At 46.4% G+C, this 23612-nt stretch carries 26 protein-coding genes; 23 read left to right on the forward strand and 3 right to left on the reverse strand.

Going from position 1 to position 23612, the window contains the following annotated elements; all coding sequences use genetic code 11:
• Positions 1-157: 157 nt before the first annotated feature.
• A complete protein-coding gene (locus tag AC55NX_RS17785) occupies positions 158-622 on the reverse strand; it encodes an Lrp/AsnC family transcriptional regulator (RefSeq protein WP_496996946.1) in 465 nt (154 codons plus the stop codon).
• A 186-nt stretch (positions 623-808) separates the two neighbouring features.
• Here AC55NX_RS17785 and AC55NX_RS17790 point away from each other — a divergent pair, with 186 nt between their 5' ends.
• Both AC55NX_RS17790 and AC55NX_RS17795 read left to right on the forward strand, forming a co-directional pair.
• Positions 809-1825 (forward strand): 1-aminocyclopropane-1-carboxylate deaminase, encoded by a 1017-nt coding sequence (locus AC55NX_RS17790; protein WP_496996947.1) that lies wholly within the window; start codon positions 809-811, stop codon positions 1823-1825.
• A gap of 768 nt (positions 1826-2593) precedes the next feature.
• Positions 2594-3895 (forward strand): anaerobic C4-dicarboxylate transporter, encoded by a 1302-nt coding sequence (locus AC55NX_RS17795; RefSeq protein ID WP_496996948.1) that lies wholly within the window; start codon positions 2594-2596, stop codon positions 3893-3895.
• A 61-nt stretch (positions 3896-3956) separates the two neighbouring features.
• Here the strand turns inward: AC55NX_RS17795 and AC55NX_RS17800 are convergent, their stop codons facing one another.
• Positions 3957-4646: a LexA family protein gene (locus AC55NX_RS17800; RefSeq protein ID WP_496996949.1), complete on the reverse strand. Its 690-nt coding sequence runs from the start codon at positions 4644-4646 to the stop codon at positions 3957-3959.
• A 286-nt stretch (positions 4647-4932) separates the two neighbouring features.
• Between AC55NX_RS17800 and AC55NX_RS17805 the strand changes: the two genes are divergently transcribed.
• The 7 genes from AC55NX_RS17805 (at position 4933) to lysC (ending at position 8306) form a co-directional block, all read left to right on the forward strand.
• Positions 4933-5772 carry a conserved phage C-terminal domain-containing protein gene (locus AC55NX_RS17805; RefSeq protein ID WP_496996950.1) on the forward strand — a complete coding sequence of 280 codons (840 nt, stop codon included), beginning with the start codon at positions 4933-4935 and terminating at the stop codon, positions 5770-5772.
• A 23-nt stretch (positions 5773-5795) separates the two neighbouring features.
• Positions 5796-6470, forward strand: a complete 675-nt coding sequence (locus AC55NX_RS17810; RefSeq protein WP_496996951.1) for a replication protein P — start codon at positions 5796-5798, stop codon at positions 6468-6470.
• Between the two features lie 3 nt (positions 6471-6473).
• Entirely contained in the window at positions 6474-6851 is a 378-nt protein-coding gene (locus AC55NX_RS17815; RefSeq protein ID WP_496996952.1) for a hypothetical protein, read from the forward strand.
• Between the two features lie 89 nt (positions 6852-6940).
• On the forward strand, positions 6941-7219 hold the full coding sequence (locus tag AC55NX_RS17820) for a hypothetical protein (protein WP_496996953.1): 279 nt from the start codon (positions 6941-6943) through the stop codon (positions 7217-7219).
• Between the two features lie 26 nt (positions 7220-7245).
• Complete coding sequence (locus AC55NX_RS17825) at positions 7246-7782, forward strand: lysozyme (RefSeq protein ID WP_496996954.1); 537 nt, start codon at positions 7246-7248, stop codon at positions 7780-7782.
• On the forward strand, positions 7772-8110 hold the full coding sequence (locus AC55NX_RS17830) for a hypothetical protein (protein WP_496996955.1): 339 nt from the start codon (positions 7772-7774) through the stop codon (positions 8108-8110). The genes AC55NX_RS17825 and AC55NX_RS17830 overlap by 11 nt, the downstream gene beginning before the upstream one ends.
• Entirely contained in the window at positions 8097-8306 is a 210-nt protein-coding gene (gene lysC, locus AC55NX_RS17835; protein ID WP_496996956.1) for an Rz1-like lysis system protein LysC, read from the forward strand. Before AC55NX_RS17830 ends, lysC begins: the two co-directional genes overlap by 14 nt.
• Positions 8307-8636: 330 nt before the next feature.
• On the opposite strand, the gene AC55NX_RS17840 is transcribed toward lysC, so the two are convergent.
• Positions 8637-8888: an Ogr/Delta-like zinc finger protein gene (locus AC55NX_RS17840; RefSeq protein ID WP_021019862.1), complete on the reverse strand. Its 252-nt coding sequence runs from the start codon at positions 8886-8888 to the stop codon at positions 8637-8639.
• A gap of 548 nt (positions 8889-9436) precedes the next feature.
• On the opposite strand from AC55NX_RS17840, the gene AC55NX_RS17845 reads away from it, so the two are divergent.
• The 14 genes from AC55NX_RS17845 (at position 9437) to AC55NX_RS17910 (ending at position 23602) form a co-directional block, all read left to right on the forward strand.
• Positions 9437-9922: a phage tail protein gene (locus AC55NX_RS17845; protein WP_496996957.1), complete on the forward strand. Its 486-nt coding sequence runs from the start codon at positions 9437-9439 to the stop codon at positions 9920-9922.
• 163 nt (positions 9923-10085) lie between these two features.
• Complete coding sequence (locus tag AC55NX_RS17850) at positions 10086-11204, forward strand: DUF2586 domain-containing protein (RefSeq protein WP_496996958.1); 1119 nt, start codon at positions 10086-10088, stop codon at positions 11202-11204.
• A complete protein-coding gene (locus AC55NX_RS17855; RefSeq protein ID WP_496996959.1) occupies positions 11201-11656 on the forward strand; it encodes a phage protein in 456 nt (151 codons plus the stop codon). Before AC55NX_RS17850 ends, AC55NX_RS17855 begins: the two co-directional genes overlap by 4 nt.
• A gap of 287 nt (positions 11657-11943) precedes the next feature.
• Entirely contained in the window at positions 11944-12225 is a 282-nt protein-coding gene (locus AC55NX_RS17860) for a putative phage tail assembly chaperone (RefSeq protein ID WP_059122548.1), read from the forward strand.
• Between the two features lie 8 nt (positions 12226-12233).
• The gene (locus AC55NX_RS17865) at positions 12234-12413 is read left to right on the forward strand and encodes a DUF6890 family protein (protein ID WP_021019856.1); all 180 of its coding nucleotides are present in this window, start codon (positions 12234-12236) and stop codon (positions 12411-12413) included.
• 26 nt (positions 12414-12439) lie between these two features.
• Positions 12440-14128, forward strand: a complete 1689-nt coding sequence (locus AC55NX_RS17870; protein ID WP_496996960.1) for a hypothetical protein — start codon at positions 12440-12442, stop codon at positions 14126-14128.
• A complete protein-coding gene (locus tag AC55NX_RS17875; protein ID WP_496996961.1) occupies positions 14118-14450 on the forward strand; it encodes a DUF2590 family protein in 333 nt (110 codons plus the stop codon). The genes AC55NX_RS17870 and AC55NX_RS17875 overlap by 11 nt, the downstream gene beginning before the upstream one ends.
• Positions 14447-15652 (forward strand): baseplate J/gp47 family protein, encoded by a 1206-nt coding sequence (locus AC55NX_RS17880; RefSeq protein ID WP_496996962.1) that lies wholly within the window; start codon positions 14447-14449, stop codon positions 15650-15652. The genes AC55NX_RS17875 and AC55NX_RS17880 overlap by 4 nt, the downstream gene beginning before the upstream one ends.
• On the forward strand, positions 15630-16214 hold the full coding sequence (locus tag AC55NX_RS17885) for a phage tail protein (RefSeq protein ID WP_496996963.1): 585 nt from the start codon (positions 15630-15632) through the stop codon (positions 16212-16214). The genes AC55NX_RS17880 and AC55NX_RS17885 overlap by 23 nt, the downstream gene beginning before the upstream one ends.
• 11 nt (positions 16215-16225) lie before the next feature.
• Positions 16226-18388, forward strand: a complete 2163-nt coding sequence (locus tag AC55NX_RS17890; protein WP_496996964.1) for a tail fiber protein — start codon at positions 16226-16228, stop codon at positions 18386-18388.
• On the forward strand, positions 18388-19380 hold the full coding sequence (locus AC55NX_RS17895) for a hypothetical protein (RefSeq protein WP_496996965.1): 993 nt from the start codon (positions 18388-18390) through the stop codon (positions 19378-19380). The genes AC55NX_RS17890 and AC55NX_RS17895 overlap by 1 nt, the downstream gene beginning before the upstream one ends.
• Before the next feature lie 111 nt (positions 19381-19491).
• Positions 19492-21237: a phage tail-collar fiber domain-containing protein gene (locus tag AC55NX_RS17900; RefSeq protein WP_496996966.1), complete on the forward strand. Its 1746-nt coding sequence runs from the start codon at positions 19492-19494 to the stop codon at positions 21235-21237.
• A gap of 2 nt (positions 21238-21239) precedes the next feature.
• The gene (locus AC55NX_RS17905; protein ID WP_496996967.1) at positions 21240-21593 is read left to right on the forward strand and encodes a hypothetical protein; all 354 of its coding nucleotides are present in this window, start codon (positions 21240-21242) and stop codon (positions 21591-21593) included.
• Positions 21594-21691: 98 nt separating this feature from the next.
• On the forward strand, positions 21692-23602 hold the full coding sequence (locus AC55NX_RS17910) for a phage tail-collar fiber domain-containing protein (RefSeq protein ID WP_496996968.1): 1911 nt from the start codon (positions 21692-21694) through the stop codon (positions 23600-23602).
• Positions 23603-23612: the final 10 nt, after the last annotated feature.

The following is a 23612-nucleotide window of genomic DNA, read 5'->3' on the forward strand; positions in this document are numbered from 1 at the left end:
GGCTGTGATGCTCCGTTTTTTTATGCTTTATTTTTGCCTCTCAGGCAAATATCAATAGGAGCAACTGCTGTACTGCACTCGCATCCACCGAGTCATGATTAAGGTTTTGCTGTACTGCGATGCAATATCCTTTAATCATGACTGCAAATTCCATGAGTTAGAATCGTAACGGAGCATGGTGAATGACTTCTTTCATGACAAAGAAAGTTCGGATCTGTCGCACACCGGGCAGGGCGATCAACTGATTGGCATGAAGTTGGTTGAAATCTGCCATATCTTGCACCCTGACCCGGAGAAAATAGTCAAATTCACCTGCAACTAACTGGCAGTCAATGATGACAGGCAGGCGAACAATTGCCGCCTCAAATTCGGCAAAGCTTTCCGGAGTCGAGCGATCCAGCACCACACCGACAGTGACCAGCGTTCCTAAATCAATATCCTGCGGATTAATTTCTGCTCTGACTGACTGAATGGTTCCTTGTTTGAACAGGCGTTCGATGCGGCGGTGACACGTTGCCGGACTAATATTGGTTTTTTCTGCCAGTACGGCATTACTTGCTCTGCCGTCCTGCTGTAGCAGGCGCAGCAGTTTCAGATCGATGCGATCAAGTGATTGATTCATGAAATTATCTTTCATTTTAATGAGAATATTTTTTCTAAAATATCTATTTACTACATTTTTGTAAAATATTTATTAAAAAAATGATAATAAATCGGAAGCACATTTCATTTCGGATTGAGTAATCTAAATGCATATCCTTTCAAACAGGATTGATTGGACTGGTCATCGTATAAAAGGAAATCTGTCATGAAATTGGAAAAGTTTAAACGCTATCCGCTTAATTTTGGTCCGACCCCGATTGAAAAGCTCAGCCGCCTGAGTGAGTTTCTGGGGGGCGAAGTTGAAATTTATGCCAAGCGGGAAGATTGCAATTGTGGGCTGGCTTTTGGCGGTAACAAAATTCGTAAACTGGAATATATTGTCCCTGAGGCGCTTGCCAGTGGCGCAGATACGTTAGTCACCATCGGTGGCGTGCAGTCAAACCATACCCGTCTGGTGGCTGCGACGGCTGCGAAAATCGGTATGAAATGTCGGTTGGTTCAGGAAAGTTGGGTGCCATTTCAGGATGCGGTCTACGATCGCGTGGGGAATATCCTGATGAGTCGGGTCATGGGGGCTGAAATTGAGCTGGTTGATGAAGGGTTTGATATCGGTATTCGCGAAAGTTGGGAAAATGCGATCGAAGATGTGAAAGCCAAAGGTGGTGTACCTTATCCGATTCCTGCCGGAGCATCTGAGCATCCATACGGTGGATTGGGGTATGTCCGGTTTGCTGAAGAAGTTCGCGAACAAGAAGCCGAAATGGGCATTCAATTCGATTATATCGTGGTGTGTACGGTGACTGGTTCGACAATGGCCGGAATGGTGGTCGGTTTTGCGACCGATGGCCGGGCACGAAAGGTGATTGGTATCGATGCTTCGGGGACGCCGGAGAAAAACCATGAGCAGGTTTTACGCATTGCACGACATACGGCTGATTTGGTTGAACTGGGTCAGGAGATCACCGCAGAAGATATCATCATTATGGATGATTATGCTTATCCGGCTTATGGCGTTCCTTCTGATGAAACCAATGATGCGATTCGAATTGCCGCTCGTACGGAAGGGATGATGACTGATCCGGTTTACGAAGGAAAATCGATGCAGGGTTTGATTGATCTGACGCGCAAGGGATTCTTCCCGAAAGGTTCTAAAGTATTATATGCACACTTGGGCGGTGTCCCTGCAATTAATGCCTATAGTTATATTTATCGCAACGGCTAATTGATTAAAATCAATTTATTCATTTATATCTGGCACAACATTTGTTGTGTCAGATTTCTTCAATATGTTGATTATTTTATTTAGATCAATTTTTATTTATTTATTTTTTGCTCAATAATAACATGCACCAAAAAGGTGATCTAAGTACTGTTATTTTTGCGTTGGTACGGTATGATGAAACTCAAAATCAGGATGGATTTTTAAACTAATCTTTGTTCAGAAAGGATTCTTATATTTTAGTGACAGGTAATCATTACATGATTTCCGACATAATAAACTAAGGATCCTTGATGATTAATATGAGAGATGTTTCCCATTTTTATCTATCCGTCTCCCTCCATCAGGTTAATCGATCAAGCCTCCTTTCGTTTTTTTTATTGCCACTGAATATGAAACGACGGCGAGAGTTATCAATTTTAAGTCATCTATTTTATCTATAGGAAATAATTAAAGTTCAATCGATTGCTTCAAATTATCAATTGTTTCAAATGTAAATATAGCGTGTTTTTTATTTGTGAATATAGGAAGAATATTGATTTCATAAATATATTTTTGTGATTAGGAAGTTATCTATTGTTTGATTTCCTGTAACAAAAGCAAGACGGAATTCGTAAATTAAAGTCTTTATTGAATGGTTGAGACGTGAGGGATTTTAGTTTGTGAGAGGGTGCTTGCAATGGATCTGCTATCAATTGCCCCACTAAGTCATTATTCGATATTGGAATAAAAATTATTAATTAAAATACAATAACTTAACGAGGTATCATCATGGTAGCAGTAGAGCTGTTTATTGTCCTGCTCTTCATTTTTCTCGGCGCCAGAATTGGCGGTATCGGCATTGGATTTGCCGGCGGGGCAGGCGTCATCATTTTGACAATGGGATTGGGTATGCACGCTGGTACCATCCCGGTCGATGTAATTTTAATCATTATGTCCGTGATTACTGCAATTGCAGCAATGCAAGTTGCCGGTGGTATGGACTGGCTGGTTGACTTGGCAGAAAAGTTTTTAAGAAAAAATCCGAAACAAATTACCTTTTACGCGCCTATCGTAACTTTTATGATGACACTTTTGGCGGGCACTGGGCATACGGCATTTTCAACTTTGCCGGTTATCGCTGAAGTGGCGAAAGAGCAAAAAGTCAGACCGTCACGTCCTCTGTCTATTGCGGTGGTTGCTTCTCAAATTGCGATTACGGCATCCCCGATTTCTGCTGCGGTGGTATTTTTCTCCGGTATTCTTGAGCCGTTAGGCGTCGGCTATCTGATGTTATTGGCCGTTTGTATTCCAACCACGTTTGCTGCCTGTATGGTCGGTGCTTTTGTGGCTAATTTCTTAGGCAAAGATCTGGAAGATGATCCGATTTATCAAGAACGTCTGGCAAAAGGTCTGATTAAAGTTCGTGGTGCGACCAAACGTGAGATTTTACCCTCCGCGAAGACGTCTGTTTATATCTTCGTGATTGCGATCGTCGCTGTGGTTGCTTATGCAACCATGATCAGTAAAACGGTCGGACTGATTACTGACCCTGCAATCGGCCGCAACCAAGCGATTATGGCGATTATGTTGATGGCCGCAACAGCAATCATTTTGTTTACCAAAGTCGATGCTTCAAAAATCAGCTCGGTTTCAACGTTTAAATCCGGGATGAGTGCCTGTGTCTGTGTGCTCGGGGTGGCCTGGTTAGGTGATACCTTTGTTTCCGGTCATATCAACGAGATTAAAGAATTATCTGCACATATTCTTGAACAATATCCGTGGATGCTGGCAATTACGCTGTTCTTTGCGTCAATGCTTCTTTACTCTCAAGGTGCGACAACTACGGCATTGATGCCGGCTGCGTTGGCTATCGGGGTTGCACCGTTAACCGCGGTGGCTTCTTTTGCTGCGGTGAGTGCGCTCTTTGTTCTGCCAACCTATCCGACATTATTGGCGGCAGTGGAGATGGATGATACGGGTTCAACCCGGATCGGTAACTATGTCTTCAACCATCCTTTCTTTATCCCGGGTGTGGTGACCATTGCTTCAGCGGTTACATTCGGATTTATCTTCGGTGGGATGATTCTGTAACAGACTTGTTGTTTGATCTGAAGAAGAGGGGGAGCGTGAAGCTCCCCTTTTTTATGATTCTCTAAATGGGTTTCATATGGGCAATCACTGTCCCGATGATCTGACAGTTGCCATTAATCGATAAAAAACGCAGCTCCGGAGGATAGGAAGGATTGAGTGCCTTCAGATATTTCTTATTATCAATCACTTGTACCTGCTTGAATGTTGCTTCTGCCGAATCGGTCAGCATTGCAATGACAAACTTGTTGTGTTCTGGCTCGACCAGATTCGGATCAATAAAGATCAGATCGTTTTCCTCAAACCGGGGTTCCATCGAGTCACCCCGAACCCGCAGAATATAAGTACCGGGGCCACTATGCACCGGGCAAGGATAATATTCGTATTCGTCAGGCGCGTACGGTGTTACGGCTTCAGAAAAATCGCCGGCTTTTACCCAAGAAATTACCGGACACATGGTTGAGACCGAAGGGCCGTTGCTGACGTTTGCCTGCGACGATGAGTCGGAGTGATTGGCATTGGCAGAATTGGTTCCGTATACGATCCATTCCGGTGAACATTCTAATGCTTTAGACATTGCCAGTAATAAGCGATCTTTCATACTTGACTGAATTCCGTTTTCGATTTGGCTGATCGTAATTCGGTTCAGACTCAGTGATGAATCTATCTCTTTCACCCGGGCTGTCAGCATATCTTGGGTGAGCCCTAAACTTTCTCGTCTGGCTTTGAGCCGTTCGCCTAATTCAACAATCATAAATCACAATGCCCGTGATGACGGGATATCCTCAACTGGTTGTTTCTTGTTAGAACTCTGACCGGTGTTCGCATTCAGAGTTCCTATCATAGTCTTTTTCAATCCAAGTATACAGTACTTTTGTAATGATTTTTACATAGAGAAAGAAAATTTTATTACGTCATTATATTTACACTGAATGAAAGTTTCCTTACTATTGTTATCAAAATTGTGGTGAGACGTTGGATCCTTACCCGTTTTTCAGTATGGCAAAGACGTGATATTTCGGCGGTTAAAAGGTGGATTGATGAGTATTAGACGGGCCAAACGGGATCAGTGTTTTACGTTGGTCGGCAATCATATTTTTCAGGAGGGGCATCTGTCCTTTCAGGCGATGGGGATGTTGACCTATCTGCTATCGAAACCGGATCACTGGCAGGTCAGCCCGGCTCATTTAGCAAATGTGACGCAAGGATCTGCGAAGAAAACAGGTCGGGATGGCGTCTATGCCATTTTGAAAGAGCTGCGGCAGGTCGGTTATGTGATGACCCAAAAGCGCGCCAGCGGAGAGATTGAATACATTGTTTTTGATGAACCAAAAACGGTTTATCCGGATGAGGCAATTCATGCTGTTTCTTGTTCTGAAAAGGATAAGCCAGATCTGGCTGAACCAGATCCGGCTCAGACGACACAAGTAAGGACGGATCCAAAACAAGAACGGAATGATCAATTATTGATCCTTGCGCAGCCGGTCGCAAAAGAGACCTCTGTTTTGACTGTGCAACCGAATCAGAAAGACATGCAAGATGTTGTTTTTCATCTGAATAAAATGGCACAGACACGCTTTCAGCCCAAAGGACAGACAGCCGGTTTAATCATGGCTCGCCTGCAGGAAGATTTTTCAGTTCAGGATCTGATGGCTGTGATTGATCACAAAGTTCGAGAGTGGGGAAATGATGCCCGGATGCGCCAATATCTACGACCGGCCACGCTATTTAATATGAACAAATTTCCGGGTTACCTCTCACAAGCCCGCTATGTGTGCGAGAACGTTAATACGGGACATTCATCCCGAAATTGGGAGCCTGATGATGAGGATACCGCTTGGATCGATGCGTTACACCAGTTTCCTGAACGACAGAACTGATTCATACCACGGTGAGGGAATCAATGATGAAGCCAATAACTTATGAAGCAATACAAGATGAATTGAAGATTTTGTCGGCTGATAGTGAAACTTCCGCAGAGCAGCGCTCTCCCGATATGTTTGCCGCTCAGATCGTCAACATGATTTTACGTGAGTTACGGGGAATTCATCCGGCATGGCGCGCTTCGATCCGGAGCGAACAGGAATACGAGATGCTGAAGCTGAACTATGTCAAAGCGATGATGGAGCAGGGAGTAAATACCATGGCGCAGGTGCAACGTGGTCTCCGGATGGCCCGGGCAAATTCGTCCGACTTTATTCCCGGACCGGGGAAATTCTGTGCCTGGTGTCTGGATGACGATGCGTGGATGCCAGCTTATCAGCGCATGATGGCACGACGTGCACCACAAAGTCGTCTGGAACAGTTAGTACGCAATGAATGTGAGTTTGATACGCGGACATTAAGTCAGGAAAAAGCCAGACAGCTTTTTGAAAAAACCTATCACAAATGGTTGCAGCGTGAACGAAATGGCACCTTACCACCGCAGGTTGCCCGATTGTCATCACGAACGGTGACGACAAAATTTGATCGGTTGCGTTGTGAGCGCGGGGTGCCGGATCCGAACACTTTAACCGGCATATTTAAACGTGTCGCTGAGCTAGGGCAGCGACATCAGAGCAACAAAATGGGGAAATAAATCATGGAATTTACCACAGTAGAAATCAACGCCATGCGTAAAGAACTGATGAATCATGCGTTCTCAGCTTTGGTTCGGAGAATGCCGATGAATAAGTGTAAAGCTTATGAATATATTGCCAATTATCTCGGTGTGAAATACAGCACGGTGACCAATATGGTTCAGAAAGGGATTTCCGCAAAACATGCATCCGGGCTGTCTGCCATTGCGACCCGGTTTAAAACCCGGATGTACCATTATCAATTTGCGCCGACCGATGCCATCTGTCTGGCGTGGCTGGAACATGATTACCGCTGTGATAAAGGCAAACATCCCAGCAAACATCTGTTCAAGCACTGGGATCGGGATATGAACAAGTTACATATCTATGAGGATGCATGAATGTTCCAAGACCAATCTGATGGGGTTCATTTCAGTACATTCAACATCAATACAAATCGTCCTTTCTGCCTGACAGGAGAAACGCAACGATGAGTTTTTTTTCTTTTAAAACCGGACAGGGGGGAGCTGTTATTTCTGAAAAAGCAACGATGTCAATTGCTGTTGGAAGTGGTACGGGAGTTGGTGTCAGTGTCGCCCAGGGTGCAGAGAATTATCAGTCGATGATGAATTCAAGTTTACATGACATTCTGGCAGGAAACTTTGTCTGGTATGGCTCAGATATCGCTTTTCTCATTGGCACAACCTTATCCGTGATCGGCATTGGTATTACATTGATGCGTTTGTTTCTGTTTCAGTCACAAAGGTAAAAATAAAAGTAAAGATAGAGGTCAGCATGAAATATAACCGATTGATTGGTACGGTGCTTTTTGGTGCCGTGGCGATTACCGGAACACTTGAAGGTCAGCGAAATGAGGCTTATCAGGATCCGGGAGGGGTGTGGACGGTCTGCTTCGGAGAAACGGCAGGGGTTCGTCAGGATATGTCTTACAGTGATGAACAGTGTGCCATGATGCTTGCCAGTTCTCTGAATTATCACAATGAGCCATTGGAAAACCTGCATTATCAACTGCCACCCAATGTTCATATTGCCGCCCTTGATTTCAGCTATAACCTGGGAACGAATGCGCTGCGCCGCTCCACACTCTATCGCAAACTGAAGCAACGAGATATTGAGGGGGCGTGTCTGGAGTTTAATCGCTGGGTATATGTGAATGGCAAAGATTGTCGTGTGGCGCAAAATCGCTGCTGGGGGATTGTGACACGCAGAGACATTGAAACTCAGCTGTGTCAGGGGCAAATTTCAGTCAGGGATGCCTTGATGAAACTCGGGCATACGCCCTCGGATTCTGAGGTGATGAATGATCTTTAAAGGATATGTAAGACTTGGCATTTATCTGCTGCTCGGATGTGGCGTTGTCAGTGTGATTCTCAGAGTGAAATGGTTGGTTGCCGAGAATGAAAAACTGACAGCTCAGGTCTCTCAATCCAGTGTACAAATTATGATGCAGAAAAATGTGCTTGATCAGGTTACTCAGGAGCGGGAACAGATGAATCAGATCCTGATCAGGAGGGCTAGAAACAGTGCTGATAACGAGGAAAAGCTACGCCATGAGATTCAAACACTACAGCAGGAAATATCCGGTCATCCTTGTGTTGTCCCTGTTACTGTTACTGAACGGTTGCGTGAATCATACTGAACCACAGCCGGTCATTCAGACACAGTATATTTTGCCACCGGAAGGCATGATCGTTCCCTGTTATAAACCAGGTATCAACGGCACTTGGCCGGAGATTATTACGGAAGATATTCCCCGTCTGAAATCAGCTTTGAGTCAGTGTGCCGCTCAGGCTGACGATTACCTGCAATGGCGGGCATCCAAAGTCACACCTTGAAATCTCTTCCTGCAACATCTTGAGTGAGGTGGTCAAGATGGATGAGTCACGCAAATTCGTATATTCACACTAAAAATCTTTCTGCTGATTCCCGAGGCTGAGCCGCTTGAGGATGAAACAGGAAGATTTTTTATGTCAGTTGTTTCTGTATCAGCTCATGGCGATGCCGACATGTCTTATCGAGGCTTTGTTTTCTGCTGTATGAAAGATAATTTACATTTTTCGGTGAATGTCTGGAAATATAACTGAGGAGAAAGAAGAGAGAAAAGATTCAGTCAGCCGTTTTGAGCATTTTTTTCGAAGCGGCTGACTGAAAGGGAGATAAACCGATTAAATTAAGGACAATTCTTGTTGCAGGCTGGCTCGACTTTCGGGTGGCAGAGACTTGATTAGATTGCAGACTAATTGGTTGGCGGCCTTGGCCGAAGGGCTCAGAGTGTGGCTGTAAGACAGATTCATGACGAAGGTGTGACCGCATTCGGGGTCACTACAACTACAGTACAGATCAGCATGACTGTTGGTAATCCGGTTCGATTTTTGGATCCGGCTTTTTTGACCACACTCAGGGCATAACACTCTCATATTTATACCTTTCCCTCTGATGAATAATTGATTCGATTATAACAAGCTCGATGGCATATACCTAGCAAAATGTAAAAAAACTTACTATTAACTGCGAACAACAAGTGCGAACAAACAACTGCAAACAAACAGGCACGAATAAACTCAGCGCAAAGGCGGCTCTGTCTGATATGAGTTCGTTTTATGGTGATGAAGCTCAGATGCTCAAACCGCGTTGATTGCCCACTTTTCCCGGCCATGTCTCATCAAAAGTTTCCGAAGAGCATATCAGTGCATAGATATTGAACAAAATATCGACAAAAACACACGCTTTATCACTTATTTTCTCCTGATTAATTCCAGTCTGTTCCGTTTTATCCAATATCCGAATCAGGCCGAATTCAACATGATGCAGCTTTTTTTCAGACCGAGTATTCTTCTCTCAACCCGAACAACACGGGCAAAATACAACGAGATTGTGATTATCTAATTCATTGATAGTTATAAAAAATATCAATAGAAGATAGTTCAATTTCTAGATGGCTAACCCACAGTAAGGTGACAGTTTCATGGCTCAGTATGAAGCGGGCGACAAGCTCAGAAACTTTAAAACATTCATTGAAAGCTGTGTCGGAGATGAAATTGCACAAACCCTGACGAGCCAAATGAAGAATATTTCTCTGGGTTTGGACAGTCAGTCTTTGGGCAACGGTTGTCAGTTAATGAGACTGCGTTATCACGCCCGTCTGGCATTCAATAATTTTCCGCATCTCACCTATAGCCCTGCGGTGCTGTTTGCCAATGTCGGCGCCTGGCTGATGGATCACGATCCTGACCGGGAAATGGCTGCGGTTCTGAACAATCCAATGATTGAGATGACAGCGGTTGATGAAGCTCATTCAACGATTGTGATCGATGTTGAGTTTGAAGAACCCGTCAGCGTGACAGAAGATGCTGCAGGGCCGATTTACTGGCGTGGTAAACAGTGGCGTATTGATACATATGAAATCTGGGTGGCGGAAACATTAGGTGATTTCACGACAGGTCGGCGTTAAGCGGCTGGGGATTGCAGAATACTGTTTCTGATTCACTCAAACCAAAGGCGATCCAATCCCGGCCGGGATTGGATCACACCAAGCGGTTGTTTGGCATTGTAAGTTAGCGACATGACAAGCAAGCAGAGCAATCGGATGATCACATTAAATAGGAGCGGATAACATGGCGTGGCCCAGCGTTATTATTAATATTAAAAACATGATGAAAGGTCCCATTGCCGGGGTGGAATATCATTTTCTGTTTGTCGGATACGGAACGGTTTCCGGTGCAGAACGTGAGTTAACGGTTGTTGATGCTTCAACCGATCTGGAAGAAGCACTGTCTTCAGCCGGAGACTCTTTGCTGACTACAGTGATGGCTGCACAGCTCAATGGTGGTAGCGAATGGACTGCCGGCGTGATGGTACTTGATCAAGCCGATGACTGGAAAGATGCAGTGCGTAAAGCCAATGAAACTGCAAGTTTCGAAGCATTTGTACTGGATTTCCCTGCAACGGATAAAACCTTGCTTGAAGATGCGATTGCAATGCGCACTGAGCTGAAAAATGCACTTGGCCGGGAAACATTCGCAGTGTGCTGTTTGCCGGAAATCGATAATACCGACGCAACCAACGGTGAAACGTGGGAAGCTTGGTTAGCGAAGTCAGTTGCGATTGTTGACGGTGTTGCCAGCCAATATATCACTGTGGTGCCATCGGTTCATGCAGATGGTTCAACACTGGGTAAATATTGTGGCCGTCTGGCGAATCAGGTTGATGCGTCGATTGCGGATTCTCCGGCTCGGATTAAAACCGGTAGTGTGGTCGGGTCAACTGATTTTCTGACCGACAAAGATGGCAAAGCGTTAGCTCTGTCTGTATTGAAAACACTGGAGTCAAACCGAATTTCCTGCCCGATGTGGTATCCGGACTATGACGGTCAATACTGGACAACCGGTCGAACCCTCGATGTGGAAGGCGGTGATTTTCAGGACATCCGTCATATCCGTGTCGCAATGAAAGCCGCCCGTAAAGTCCGTATCCGTGCCATTGCCCGCATTGCGGACCGTACATTCAACTCGACACCGCAGAGTGAAGCACAGGCAAAACTGTTTATGACGCAGGATCTGCGTGAAATGGCACTGACCGGCAATCCGGGTGAAATCTATCCACCGGAAGATGATGACATTCAAATTAAGTGGGTTAACAGCACTGAAGTTGAAATTTATATGGCTGTTCAGCCGTATGAATGCCCGGTCAAAATTACTGTTGCAATCTATATCAGCCAAGGAGATAAAGCATGAGTGCCCGTTTTTCCGGTCGTAGCTTTGATACGACACTATTTGGAGTGTATGTCCATGTTAAAAGTGCAACAGCAACAATCAGTGATGAGTCAGCCGTTGCCTTTACCCGTGGTGTGACAGACGGTTATACCGACGGTAAAGTCAGCTGTGATGTTGAACTCGAAATGGATCTAAAACAGTTCCAGAAAGTCCATGCAGCCGCAAAAGAAGCAGGCAGCTATCGTGATATGAAACTACAGGATATCCAGTTTTATGCCCATAACGGTGAAGATGAAGACAAAATCGAACTGTACGGTGTGAAATTCCTGGTTTCTGATCTGCTCAATATTGATGTAGAAAGTGCGGATAAATCGACCCGTAAACTGAAAGGCTTTGTCACCAGCCCGAACTTCGTCAGGATCAATGGTGTGCCTTATCTGTCTCAGGCCGATACTCGCAATCTGATCGGCTAATCGACAGCGGCTCAGATTAAATTGATAGTTGAATGAGAACTTATGGCATTTTCTGAATGCATCATTATTCAAATATTTTTAAATACGGCTGATTAGGCCGCGATTCTAACAACGGGGAACTGCCTTACCATATCAGGCTAGCGAGCACCGAGGCTGAGAAAATTATCGAGAAACCACTGTATCAGGGTCAGCCCTGAGGGATTTCTGCGGCCTGAAGGGATGGTTGTGCCCCACTTAACATCAATTTTATACATGCCGCATGGCATATTGTGAAGAGAGAAACAGAGATGACTAAAGCTGCTTTTACCATTAAACCGGTTGTTGTCACGATTGGTGAGACTGATTTTACTTTCAAACCAACAGTGAATGATGCCAACAACTATACCAACCATGTGTCGATGGACAGCAAAGTTGAACCGGCACGGACTTATCTTGAGCGCACTGTTGATGCAGAACAGAAGAGTGAACTGGTTGAACTGATGAATACGGTTCCCGGCCTGGTGATGGAAGTCTTCAGTCTGGTACATGAATCTTCCAAAGGCGGGATTTCAATTACCCTAAAAAACTAACGGAGCGGGTGAAGCGCATTGAAACCAACGGGTTGGAACAGGCGCTCACCCTGCGGCGACATTACTTTCCTGACGGAGAGGATGAACCGCAAGAGTTAGCAAGGGCGCTCTGGCTCGATCAACATGAGAAAGAGCGCATGGAAGTCGCGGTTATGAGTGCAGTTGCGAGGTTATTTAATCACCGATGAACGATTCAGTCTTAATAGAAATCAATATGATTGATAAGGTGACTCAGCCTTTGACCGGTGTCGTTGACCAGATCAATCAGATTGTCCAAACCGCCAGTAACGATTTTGACAAGGTAAAATCCAGTGCCTCAGATGTCATCCAGACGTTTACTGAAATGGGAACATCACTTGAACCTGTATTGACGATGGATTGGGATGTCGGAGGTATCGACTCTCTGGAAGATGTCGGTCGCCTTCTTGAGAATGTTTCTGAAGTATCGAGCGAAATTCTCTCGCTCGGTCTCGGAAGTCAACTGGTCCAAGTATTTAAAGATGCTGAAGGAGGTATCAATAAATTTGCCGACAATCTCGATCAGGGGATTGATAAGGTTATCGAAACATTTGATCTGGCTAAAGCAAAGGTCAAAGACTTTTCCGGTGTTGCCAAAGCGCAATTTGCAGCGGTGTCACAACGAACCCTGAATTTCATTCAGGTCGGCAAGGGGTTGGCTACATCGTTTTCGAGTGCTGGGATCAAAGGGTTTGCCAGTGTTGCCAAGGCGCAGTTTGCAGCTTTGTCTCAACGAACACAATCTTTTCTCAGCAATGTGAAAAATATCGGGACGGCCTTTTCTGCCGGCGGGCTGAAAAATGGTGTCAAGAATCTTGCGGCGTCAGTCAATCAGCAATTAACCAGTATTTCGCAAAAAACAGCAGGATTGTCTGGCATGGGCGGGCGAGTACAACAGTATTTAGGTCCTATTTCTTCCTCGCTCGATAATGTTAAAAATAGCCTCTCTCAGGGGATGGGGGAAGGCATTGCTAAAGTCACCTCGTTAGGTGAAAAGTTTCCTTTTCTTGCTAGCGGTACCGAGTTTGTTGCGGCCGGTATGACATCGCTTGATGGGGTCATGAAGTCGGCTTCCGGTACTTTAGGTGGCGTACAAAGCGCGATCACATTGGTCTCTGATTCTGCCGGTATTTTCCAAAGTGTCATGGGATCGGCTTCAACAGTGATCACTACATTTCAGGGAGTGATGGGAGCCATGTCAAACGTGATGACCGTGTTTGGCCGCTTGATTCCCAGCGTCTCGACTGCAATGGCGGTCATGACTAGTCCGGTAACATGGATTGTCTTAGGTATTGTCGCACTTATTGCAGCTGTTTATCTGATTATTAAATATTGGGACGATCTGGTGGCAGCCATGTCGAAAATCGAGATTTTCCAGCAAATCGGCAATTTGTTTGGCTGGTTGGGTGAGATGTGGGGACAGTTTGTTTCTTATCTCTCTGGAACAAGTCTAGGTGCAGTTTTCGCGAATATTTTCAATGAGATAAAAGTATATGTTGATAAAATTATCGGCATGTTCAAATCCATCGGATCTGGTATTTCCTGGATAGCCGGCAAGCTCGGTTTGTCACTTGGAAGCGATGAGGCAGATAAACCGGAACAACGCACGTCAACGGAAGTCCGAGCGACGGAGAACATCCAGAAACAGGTTCAACCCGTTACCCAAACATCGGCGTCTGTCAGCGAACGTCCGTCCGGGAATGATTCGGTGATGGCTTACAAACGTCAACAGAACACTTTGCCTTCCGGTATGGTGCAAAACATGACCAACACACAAAGCCAACAGGTGAGTGAGGTGAAACGCTTCGGTGACATTTATATCACCGCACCGAACGGTTTAACGCCGGATCAACTCGCAGAATGGGACGAAATCAATGTCGGATAAACAGTATATCGATATCAAAGTGGTCGATGGCGGCTGGGATATTGATGCCGGGCAACAGCCAATTCTCTGTAGCGATGCTTATAGCATCGCACAGGATGTCAAGCACGCCATCATGGAATCGGGTTTAGCCAGAGAGCTTCAAGCCGAGAGGAATCCAGTACTGCGCGCTAATGTGCTGCTGAAAATTGAACAAATTGTGGAAAACGATCTCCGGATTATTCCGGGCACAGCCACCGTAACCGGAGATGTATCCGGTACCGTCGAGCTCTCTGCTCAGGCATATGACAGCGAGGGCGTTATCAATACAGAGGTGAACACATGAGTAACAGACCCCAAGCCGATTTTTTAACCATGCTGGCGGAATCCGGCGTTCCGCTGACCGAACAGGCATTAGAAGACCAACTGAAAACAGAAGTGTCTGCGGCTGGCAGTTTACTGTCGAATGATACTGAAATGTCACCATTCTGGCGCTGGGTACGGGCTGCGGTCGTCAAACCTGCATTATGGATGACCAGAACCCTTTTGGTTACACATGTCATGCCAAATATGTTTGTGGCAACCGCAGAACGCTGGGCCTTAGAGCTGAAAGCGTGGGAACTGAATGTTGAACCGAAACAAGCGGTGAAAACCCAGGGTTATCTGACGATGACCAAAGAGAATATCAATGATGAAGTGCTTGTCGAGCGTGGAGTGTTTGTACAGACACTCGCAATTGAAGGCGTCGTTTATCGGGTTAAGGTGACTGAAGATACGGTGATTCCTGCCGGACAGGCAAGCGGACAGGTTCCCGTCGAGGCAGAACAGGCCGGCGTTGCTTATAACTTGCCGGGGGGCTACCTCAATATTCTGCCGACCGAAGTTGCCGGGATTGTTTCTGTCGTCAATGAGGCAGGCTGGATTACCCGGTTGGGGGCCAATGAAGAGACCGATGAAGAACTCGCGTTGCGGCTTCAAAACGCTTTTACCGGCTCCGGTGAGTGGCACATTAACGATGTTTACCGTTCGATTATTGCCAGTGTTGCGGGCATTCGCAGCGATAACATTTTCTTCCGCAATACTGGTGATATCACGCCGGGAACGGCAGAAGCGCTGATCTTGGTTGAAGTGGGGGAAACACCGCAGTCGATTATTGAAACACTGAATGATTACATCATGAATCAGGGTCATCACGGTCATGGTGATGTGTTGACCTGTAAACCGATTCCTGAGACGCGTCACGATGTGATTGCAGATGTGGTGTTGGCAAAAAATCTGACCGTTGCGCAGATGGCGGAAACGCTTCAGGAAGTGAAAGATCGGATTCGGGCTGCATTTCGTGAAACGGAGGCGTATGACGAAATGACCCGTGCAGCCCCCCAGAGCCGGTTCAGTATCTCCCGCATGGCGACGGAGATTCACAACAACATGGCTAACGTGAAATCCGTGCGCATCACGCTTGATGGCGAGATTCAGGAAGATATTGTCAGTGGTTATACACAGCCACGCTTGAACGCTTTAACAGTTGGGGAGTTGGCAGATGAGTGATCAAAATGCACCTCAAATGGAAGAGATAGTGATTCCGTGGTGGGAAGATGGTGCAACAACGTCAGACACTGTGAAAGAACCTTATTTTCTGACCCGGGGCGTAACAGCTTTTCTGAATAAAATTCGTGCGGCTTTGCTGTTTCCGCTGCAACAGATCGATGCGCTGACCTGTCATGAGTCATTACTGAACTTACTGGCTTGGGATCGTGATATTCAGCGCTTTGCCGGTGAGCCGCTGAGTCTGTTCCGGTCACGGGTGAAGTATGCGGCGATCAATGCCAAAGATGCCGGTAGCGTGGCTGGGTTCAAACGTATTTTCGCCCGGTTGGGCGTCGGGATTGTGGACTTCAAGGAACGACAAGACCCCACCGAATGGGATGTCTGCCTTATTCAGTTAACTGACAGCGATATATCGATGAATACCCGATTGCTCCAGACATTGATTCGTCAGTATGGGCGCACCTGTCGCCGCTATCGTTTTCAAATTGTCTATCCGTCAACGGTGACACTGGCTGCCAACGGATTTCATCAAACTTTTGCACTGTATAGTGCATCACTATAATGGGGGAGATAATGAGTCAAGTAGCGATTCCTTTAGCCTTTGAACGTTATCTGCAAGATCGAGTGCTCAACGGTCTGGCACCGGATATGAATGAGATGATCTTTGCCTATTTGCCGGACCTGGATCCGGAGCAGGTCATTGATCGCAATTTAGGATTACCCGCGCCAAGTTATTGGGTGTATCGACAGGATGTGACCCAGAAGGCAAGGCTGAACAATGATTCAGTGGCTTATTCGGTGGTGATTCCCAGCGAGGTAGAGGCGTTTACTTTCAATGCCATCTATCTGCATGACAAACAGACTGCGGATTCTTGTGGTCTGGTGGTGCACAAAAGCGCGGAAACCAAAGAGCCGGAGATGTCGAGTGTCCGCACTTGTGTACAGCAATATACCGGTGCCGCAAGGGCGGCCAAAATTAATGTGACCCCGGAGAGCTGGCAGATCGATTATCACGCTCGTTTGTATGGTATGGATGACGACTTACGTTTGGCATGTTTTGACCTGTTCGGCGCTGCGTCGTTTTTTGCCGATGGTTTTTTGGTGCAGTCTGTTGATGGTCAATATACCTGCGCAGCCGGGACGGGTTATGTTGCAGGTTTGCGTTGTATCAATGAGCAACCGGTTCAACTCACTGATGTCCAGGCCGACTCTAAAATTTATTTGGATGCCAGCTGGCAGGGACAAGTTGTCAGCCGCTGGATGACGGACTGGAAGTTAATCGCGAGTGCCACCCCGTTAACCGACTATGTTGAAGACGCTATTCAGCACTATATCGCGCCAATCGCGCAGATTGAAGCGGATGGTCGTGTGACGGATTTGCGGCATTTAGGACTGGACGAAAACAAACTGCCTGATGCGACGATAACCACCAAAGGGGCTGTCATTCGGGCAACTGATAATGATGCCCTGAACGGTCGAGGAACCGATATCCTTTCAGCTGAACAATTGAAAGCGGCAATGTCTCAATTTGGTTTGTTTGGTTCAGCCTATAATTTAGGGGATGTTTTTGAGCATTCGGCTTTTGACTCAGCACCACATGGACTGATTGCATTTACATCAACATTACCGCTGAATAATAACATTAATATTGCATGGCAAGGGGTTAAATCAATCTATGGCCCAGCGTATACAATTATTGCTGCTTCAAATAATGCGGGAGATCCGAAACTGGTCTTCTATCATTCGACACAGAATAAATGGTATACCGTTCTCACCGGCATATCGGACGCAACAACAAACACTAAAGGTGCCGTCGTATTAGCCACCGACCATGAAGCAAATACAGGACAGGGGACGGGGGTTCTATCTGCCCGGCAACTGAAGCAAGCTTTAGGTCAGTTTGGCAGTTTCGGGACAGCCATCGATTTAGGCGTGATTGAAAATCATGCGGAATTCGATCCGGTTCCAACCGGATTGATTCATTTTGCATCCAGTTTGATTAGTGGTACGCAAACCGAGTATCAGGGAATGAAAGTTCGGCATCCCAGTGGTGATTACTCTGTGATTGCTGGCGGGTATCACGCAGGTAACAACACTTTGGTTATGTATCACTCGCTTGGAAAAAAATGGACGGAAGCTCTGATGGCGGAGCATGTCAGCACCATGTGTCCGGTAGGAGCGCCCCAACCATGGCCGACTGATACCGCGCCTGACGGATGGGCGATCATGAAAGGACAGGCGTTTGATACAAAAGCTTATCCCGTACTGGCTGCTTTATATACCGATGGGGTTTTACCGGATATGCGCGGGCTGGCGATTGTCGGTAAGAAAGATGAGGAATCCGTGCTTTCTTATGAAGCGGATCAGATCAAACAGCATGGACACCCTGACTCATCTGTTACCAGTACCGACTTAGGAGATAGAAACACGAATGGGGGGGGAGATCATGAGCACTATTTGTTTAGAAGTGGTAACTCAGCACCTCAGACAGGAGCATCGAACTTGTCATCAGGTAATTATGCTGCTTCGGGGACAGGACCAAGTAAGGTTTATGAGGGGTACAATATCATGGCGACAGGCAATGTATCTGACGTTGGCAGATCGAGTCGCTCGCCACAACATATACACTCTATATCTCTTGGATCACACACTCATAATGTTGCAATTACCGCATTCGGTGCAACTCAGAACACTATCAGAAATAGAAAGTTTAACTGGATTGTGAGGTTAGGATAATGGGTTCTTTTGTAACTGAATCTCAGCACATCGAAGTCTCGTATATCGATGATAATGGATGGTGGATGGGGAACGGTGTTGAACATGTTGCTGTGGGGACCACCCTTGGCTCAGACTGTACATCGGTTGTATATCATCCATCGGCTGTCGGAAAAACCGCGCGGTTTCAGGCTGAAAGTGGCACATGGTCTGAAGAAATTGAGGACATGAAGTCAAAGATCTATTACTCAGAGACGGGCGATCTATTTACCATTGGTTCCCCCGATGGCACATATCCAGAAAACGCAATTACAGCACCACCGCCCGATTATGACCAGCGTTCACAAGCCGTTTTATATGTGGACGGGAAATGGAAAATTTATCTTAATCAGGTGGGGACGCCGTATTGGGATCATGAAGGGCATGAATACACAATTACAGAATTATATTTTGATTTGCCGCCGGAGTGTACTTTAGAGCCGCCGCCGCAGTCAGATGATGGTTGTGTTGTCCGCTTTATTGATAACCAATGGCAACAAGTAGAAGACAACCGGAGCCAGATTGCTTATGCCAAAGATCGGGCCAGTGAAACGGATGAAGATTATCAAATCACAGCGTTAGGGACTGTGCCTGAAACCCATACTTTGATTGCTCCGGGGCTATTTGATGTTTGGGATGAGGGGGCGGATTCATGGGTTTATGACATCGAGAAAGAGCGTCACTATCAAACATCAGTCGAGAAAAACTGGCGCGATGAACAGCTTCGCAATGTGCTCGACCGTATCGATCAATACGAGAAAGACCAGAACTATGAGCCACATTACCGGACTTCCTCCTTGAGTGATACCGAGTATCTAGGCTTGCTCGGTTATCGGAAGCTGCTGTGCGATTATCCGGACAGTGACGGTTTTCCGTTTGGTGAGCGTCCTGTTCTGTCATATCCCGAGCCGATAGCAGAATCACCTAAAGCGACCATGATGCAGCGTGTGCTGAACAAAGTGAAGTCTCGTTGACGGTGTAATGAAAATCATCATGCAATTCAAAATACGATGAGGGTTAGACAGCCCACAAATAGCTGGATGCTGTAAGCCCTTATTCATCGTGATCAAGAGAAAGGTTTTATTATGAGTCAAGTTGTCATTCCGTTGGAATTTGAACGTTATTTGCAAGATCGTCTGGTCAACGGGCTGGCCCCGGATATGAATGAGATGATTTTTGCTTATCTGCCGGATTTGGATCCGGACCAAGCCATTGATCGCCATCAGGGATTACCGGATCCGTCTTACTGGGTCTATCGTCAGGAGATTACCCAGAAAGCTAAGCTCAACGAGGATGCAGTAATCTACTCGGTGGTGATTCCCGGCGACGTTGAAGTGTTTACCTTCAATGCCATTTATCTGCATGACCAGCATACTGAGCATTCCTGTGGTTTGGTAGTACATAAAGTCACAGAAACCAAAGAGCCGGAGATGTCGAGTATTCGTTCTTGTGTGCAGCAATATTCCGGTGCTGCGACTGCAGCGGATATTCATGTCACTCCGGAAAGTTGGCAGATCGATTATCAGGCCCGTTTATATGGTATTGACGACGATTTACGTTTGGCATGTTATGACCTGTTTGGTGCCGCTTCATTTTTAGCGGATGGTTTTCTGGTGAAGTCTGTTGATGGAACCTATGTCTGTGAAGCCGGGACGGGATATGTGGCAGGGCTGCGCTGTGTCAATCTTAGCCAGACCGACATCGCAGATGTCGTGCCAGATTGCGGGATTTATCTCGATGTGAGCTGGCAGGGTGATGTACGAAGCCGCTGGGCAAGCCAGTGGAAAATCACGGCCAGTACCACAGCTTTGATGGACTATGTTACCGATGGCGTTCAGCATTATGTCACGCAAATTGCTCGGATTGAGACGGACGGCCGGGTGACGGATCGCCGTCATCTGGGGTTGGATGAACATAACTTACCCGATGCAACGACCTTGTCAAAAGGGATGGTTGTTTTAGCGAGCGATGAACAAGTAAATGCCGGCCAAGGCGCTGGTGTGGTGTCACCGCAGCAGTTGAAACAGGCATTCGGGCAATTTGGTACATTTGGTTCACCGGTGGATTTAGGCATCGTAACGGAAGATGCACAATTAGATACCGCACCGACAGGGCTGCTCCATTTTTCAGCCGGCGCTCAAAAAGAGAGCCAAGGAATCAAAATCCAGCATCCGGATGGCTATTACTCTGTGATTGCCGGTTCAGACAATCACAATAATCCCAGTGTATTTCTATATCAGTCTATCTCTGGTACATGGCGAAGACTCACGACCGATAATGATATCCAGCGCAGTTTTGTCGGGATGATCGCTGATTTTCAAATCGCCGCACCGAGGCCCGGCTGGCTGAATGCTAATGGTGGTGAAGTCTCCCGAACCACCGATGCAGTCTTGTGGCAATATGCTCAAGATGCCGAGTTGATTATCGAACAGGCGACTAAAGATGCTGATCCAATGACCTACGCTGCTTATTTCGGTGACGGTGATGGTTCAACAACGTTTACATTACCGAACTTTCATCTGGGACATTTCCGGCGCGGTGCGAAATCAGATGTGGCGCACGGCACAACACAGAGGGATGCGATTCGGAATATTACTGGTACCACTCAGGCACAGCATGCTCAATTCATTGGTAATCCACCATATGACATTCAGGATGGAGCGTTGACATCAATACCCAGCTCCGCAACAAACATTAAGACAGCAAAAGATGGTACTTCCGACTTTCTTAGTCATTTTAAATTCGATGCATCACGTGTTGTCCCCACTGCTGAGGAAAACCGCCCCTATACCGTCAATATTGCTGTGAAAATTTTCAGAGGATGGCTATAAACATGAACAACAGAATTACCGCATATCATTATTCGTCTGAGTCCGGCTTATTGGTTGGGACCAGTCCGGTCTTTATTGAATATGGTTATGATCACTTTATCAAACCGCAATGTGCCACATTCACGCCGCCACCGGAATTCGATAGTGCCACCCAGCAGTGCCGTTACCTGCCGGATCGCGATAGCTGGCAAGTTGAAGCAATGTCTGAAGTGACAGCGGAACAAACCGAAACGTCGGCATCAACGCAAGCGGAGCTGTCCGAAGAGCCATCATCAGTCACGGATCAACAAGAGTTATCTGCACCAGCGAAACCCGGTGCCGTGCGACGGCTGCTGAACCGGCTGAGTTCCCGCTGAGTCACAGAGCATATTGGTATGATTAATCATACTGACGGTTGAAAGCTTATGGCAGTTTTCTGGCTGATCAGTAAGTAAATAAGAAGAAGGTTTTTATCATGAGTCAGGTTGTGATCCCTTTAGAATTTGAACGTTATCTGCAAGATCGCATCATCAACGGGCAGGCCCCGGATATGAATGAGATGATTTTTGCTTACATCCCTGATTTAGACCCAGAACAAACAATCGATCGCAATCAGGGGCTGCCGGATCCGGCTTACTGGGTTTATCAACAAGATGTCACGCAGCAGGCGAAGCTAAATGATGACGCAATCATTTATTCGGTGGTGATCCCCGGTGAAGTAAAAACATTTACGTTTAATGCGATTTACCTGCATGACAAGCAGACCGCCAATTCATGCGGTTTGGTGGTGCACAAAATGACAGAGACCAAAGAGCCGGAGATGTCGAGTGTTCGCTCCTGCGTGCAGCAATATTCAGGGGCGGCCTCGATTGCGAAGATTGACGTGACCCCGGAAAGCTGGCAGGTCGATTATCACGCCCGATTGTATGGTATCGATGACGATTTACGTTTGGCATGTTGGGATCTGTTTGGGGATGCATCATTTTTTGGCAATGGATTTCAGGTCAAAGCTTCGGGTAGTGACTATCAGTGTTCTCCCGGTGTGGGATATGTGGGCGGATTACGTTGTGTGAATGACGTACAAATAATCCTCCCCAATGTTCAAGCCGGTGATGGGATATATCTGGATGTGAGTTGGCAGGGTGATGTATTGAGCCGCTGGGCAACTCAGTGGAAATTGGTGGTGAGTGCCACGCCCTTAACCGACTATGTGGATCACGGAATACAACACTATGTGACTCAGATAGCCGCAGTGAAAGCGAATGGCAGTGTCACCGATCTGAGACATTTAGGTATTGATGAGAGCAAGCTCCCCAACGCGACTACAACAAGTAAAGGTGTGGTGACTCTGGCGACTGACGGCAATGTGAAAGCTGGCAGAGGGGACGGTGTAATCTCTCCGTGGCAGTTGAAACAAGCCTTGGATCAGTTCGGGGGATTTGGTCAGCCTGTCGATTTGGGCATGATTACTGATAATACTGCGTTGGATAGTGCACCGACTGGGTTAATTCATTTCGCCTCTGATCTGATTACAGGCAAATCAACAGAGTGTCAGGGGATGAAAATTCAGCACCCGGATGGCGATTATTCAATTATTGCCGGGTCAGGGAGCCAGCAGGAACCCGCGCTCTTTTTCTACCATTCCGTACCAAATAAATGGACTTCTGTTCTAACGGATAGCAATGCTCAATTCGCACCATATCAGCCAGATCGCGTTTATCGAACTGGGGACGTTTGTACAACTTATGATTCTGGAACCGGAGAACGAAAATTCTGGCAAATGTACGCAGGCCCGAATATGACTTGTTTAGGAAAAAACCCAGATGATCCATTAAATCGACATGATGGGTGGTCCGATCCGTCAGCCCCATTCTGGTGGATTCCGTATGGTGGAAAAGTGGGACAACCTTTCTTCTGGCTTGATACGACGCCGCCAGAAGAAGCGGTCATGGAGATAAATGCAGATTTACCAATTTCTGTCTATTGGCGTTTAGCCAAAGCATATCCACATTTGGTGACCGGAGATACGATTAATACAGGAGAAATACGGGGGGAATTTCTGAGAGTACTTGATCAAGGACGAGGTATAGATGCTGAGCGTAGTATTAACTCATGGCAAAATTCCTCAGCATTTGTAGGTGATGGTGATGGTTATAATATTTTAGTTCCTAATCTTCGTTCTGCCGAACATAAAAGAGTTTTGGGTTTTGAATTTGATAAGGCAACTGATTCAATATCAGCAAATTTTGCTGCGCTTGATAATAATGATCGAAATGCAAAAGTGATTACTTCTGGGGCAAAAAGTCTGGAGACAGCGAATATAACATCAGATTTCGCTCGGTTAAGAGTCCGCAACATCGCTCGTCCAATGGCTATTTACATATAGAGGGTCCACT

It is taken from the genome of Vibrio rubrogenes, assembly GCF_059641415.1.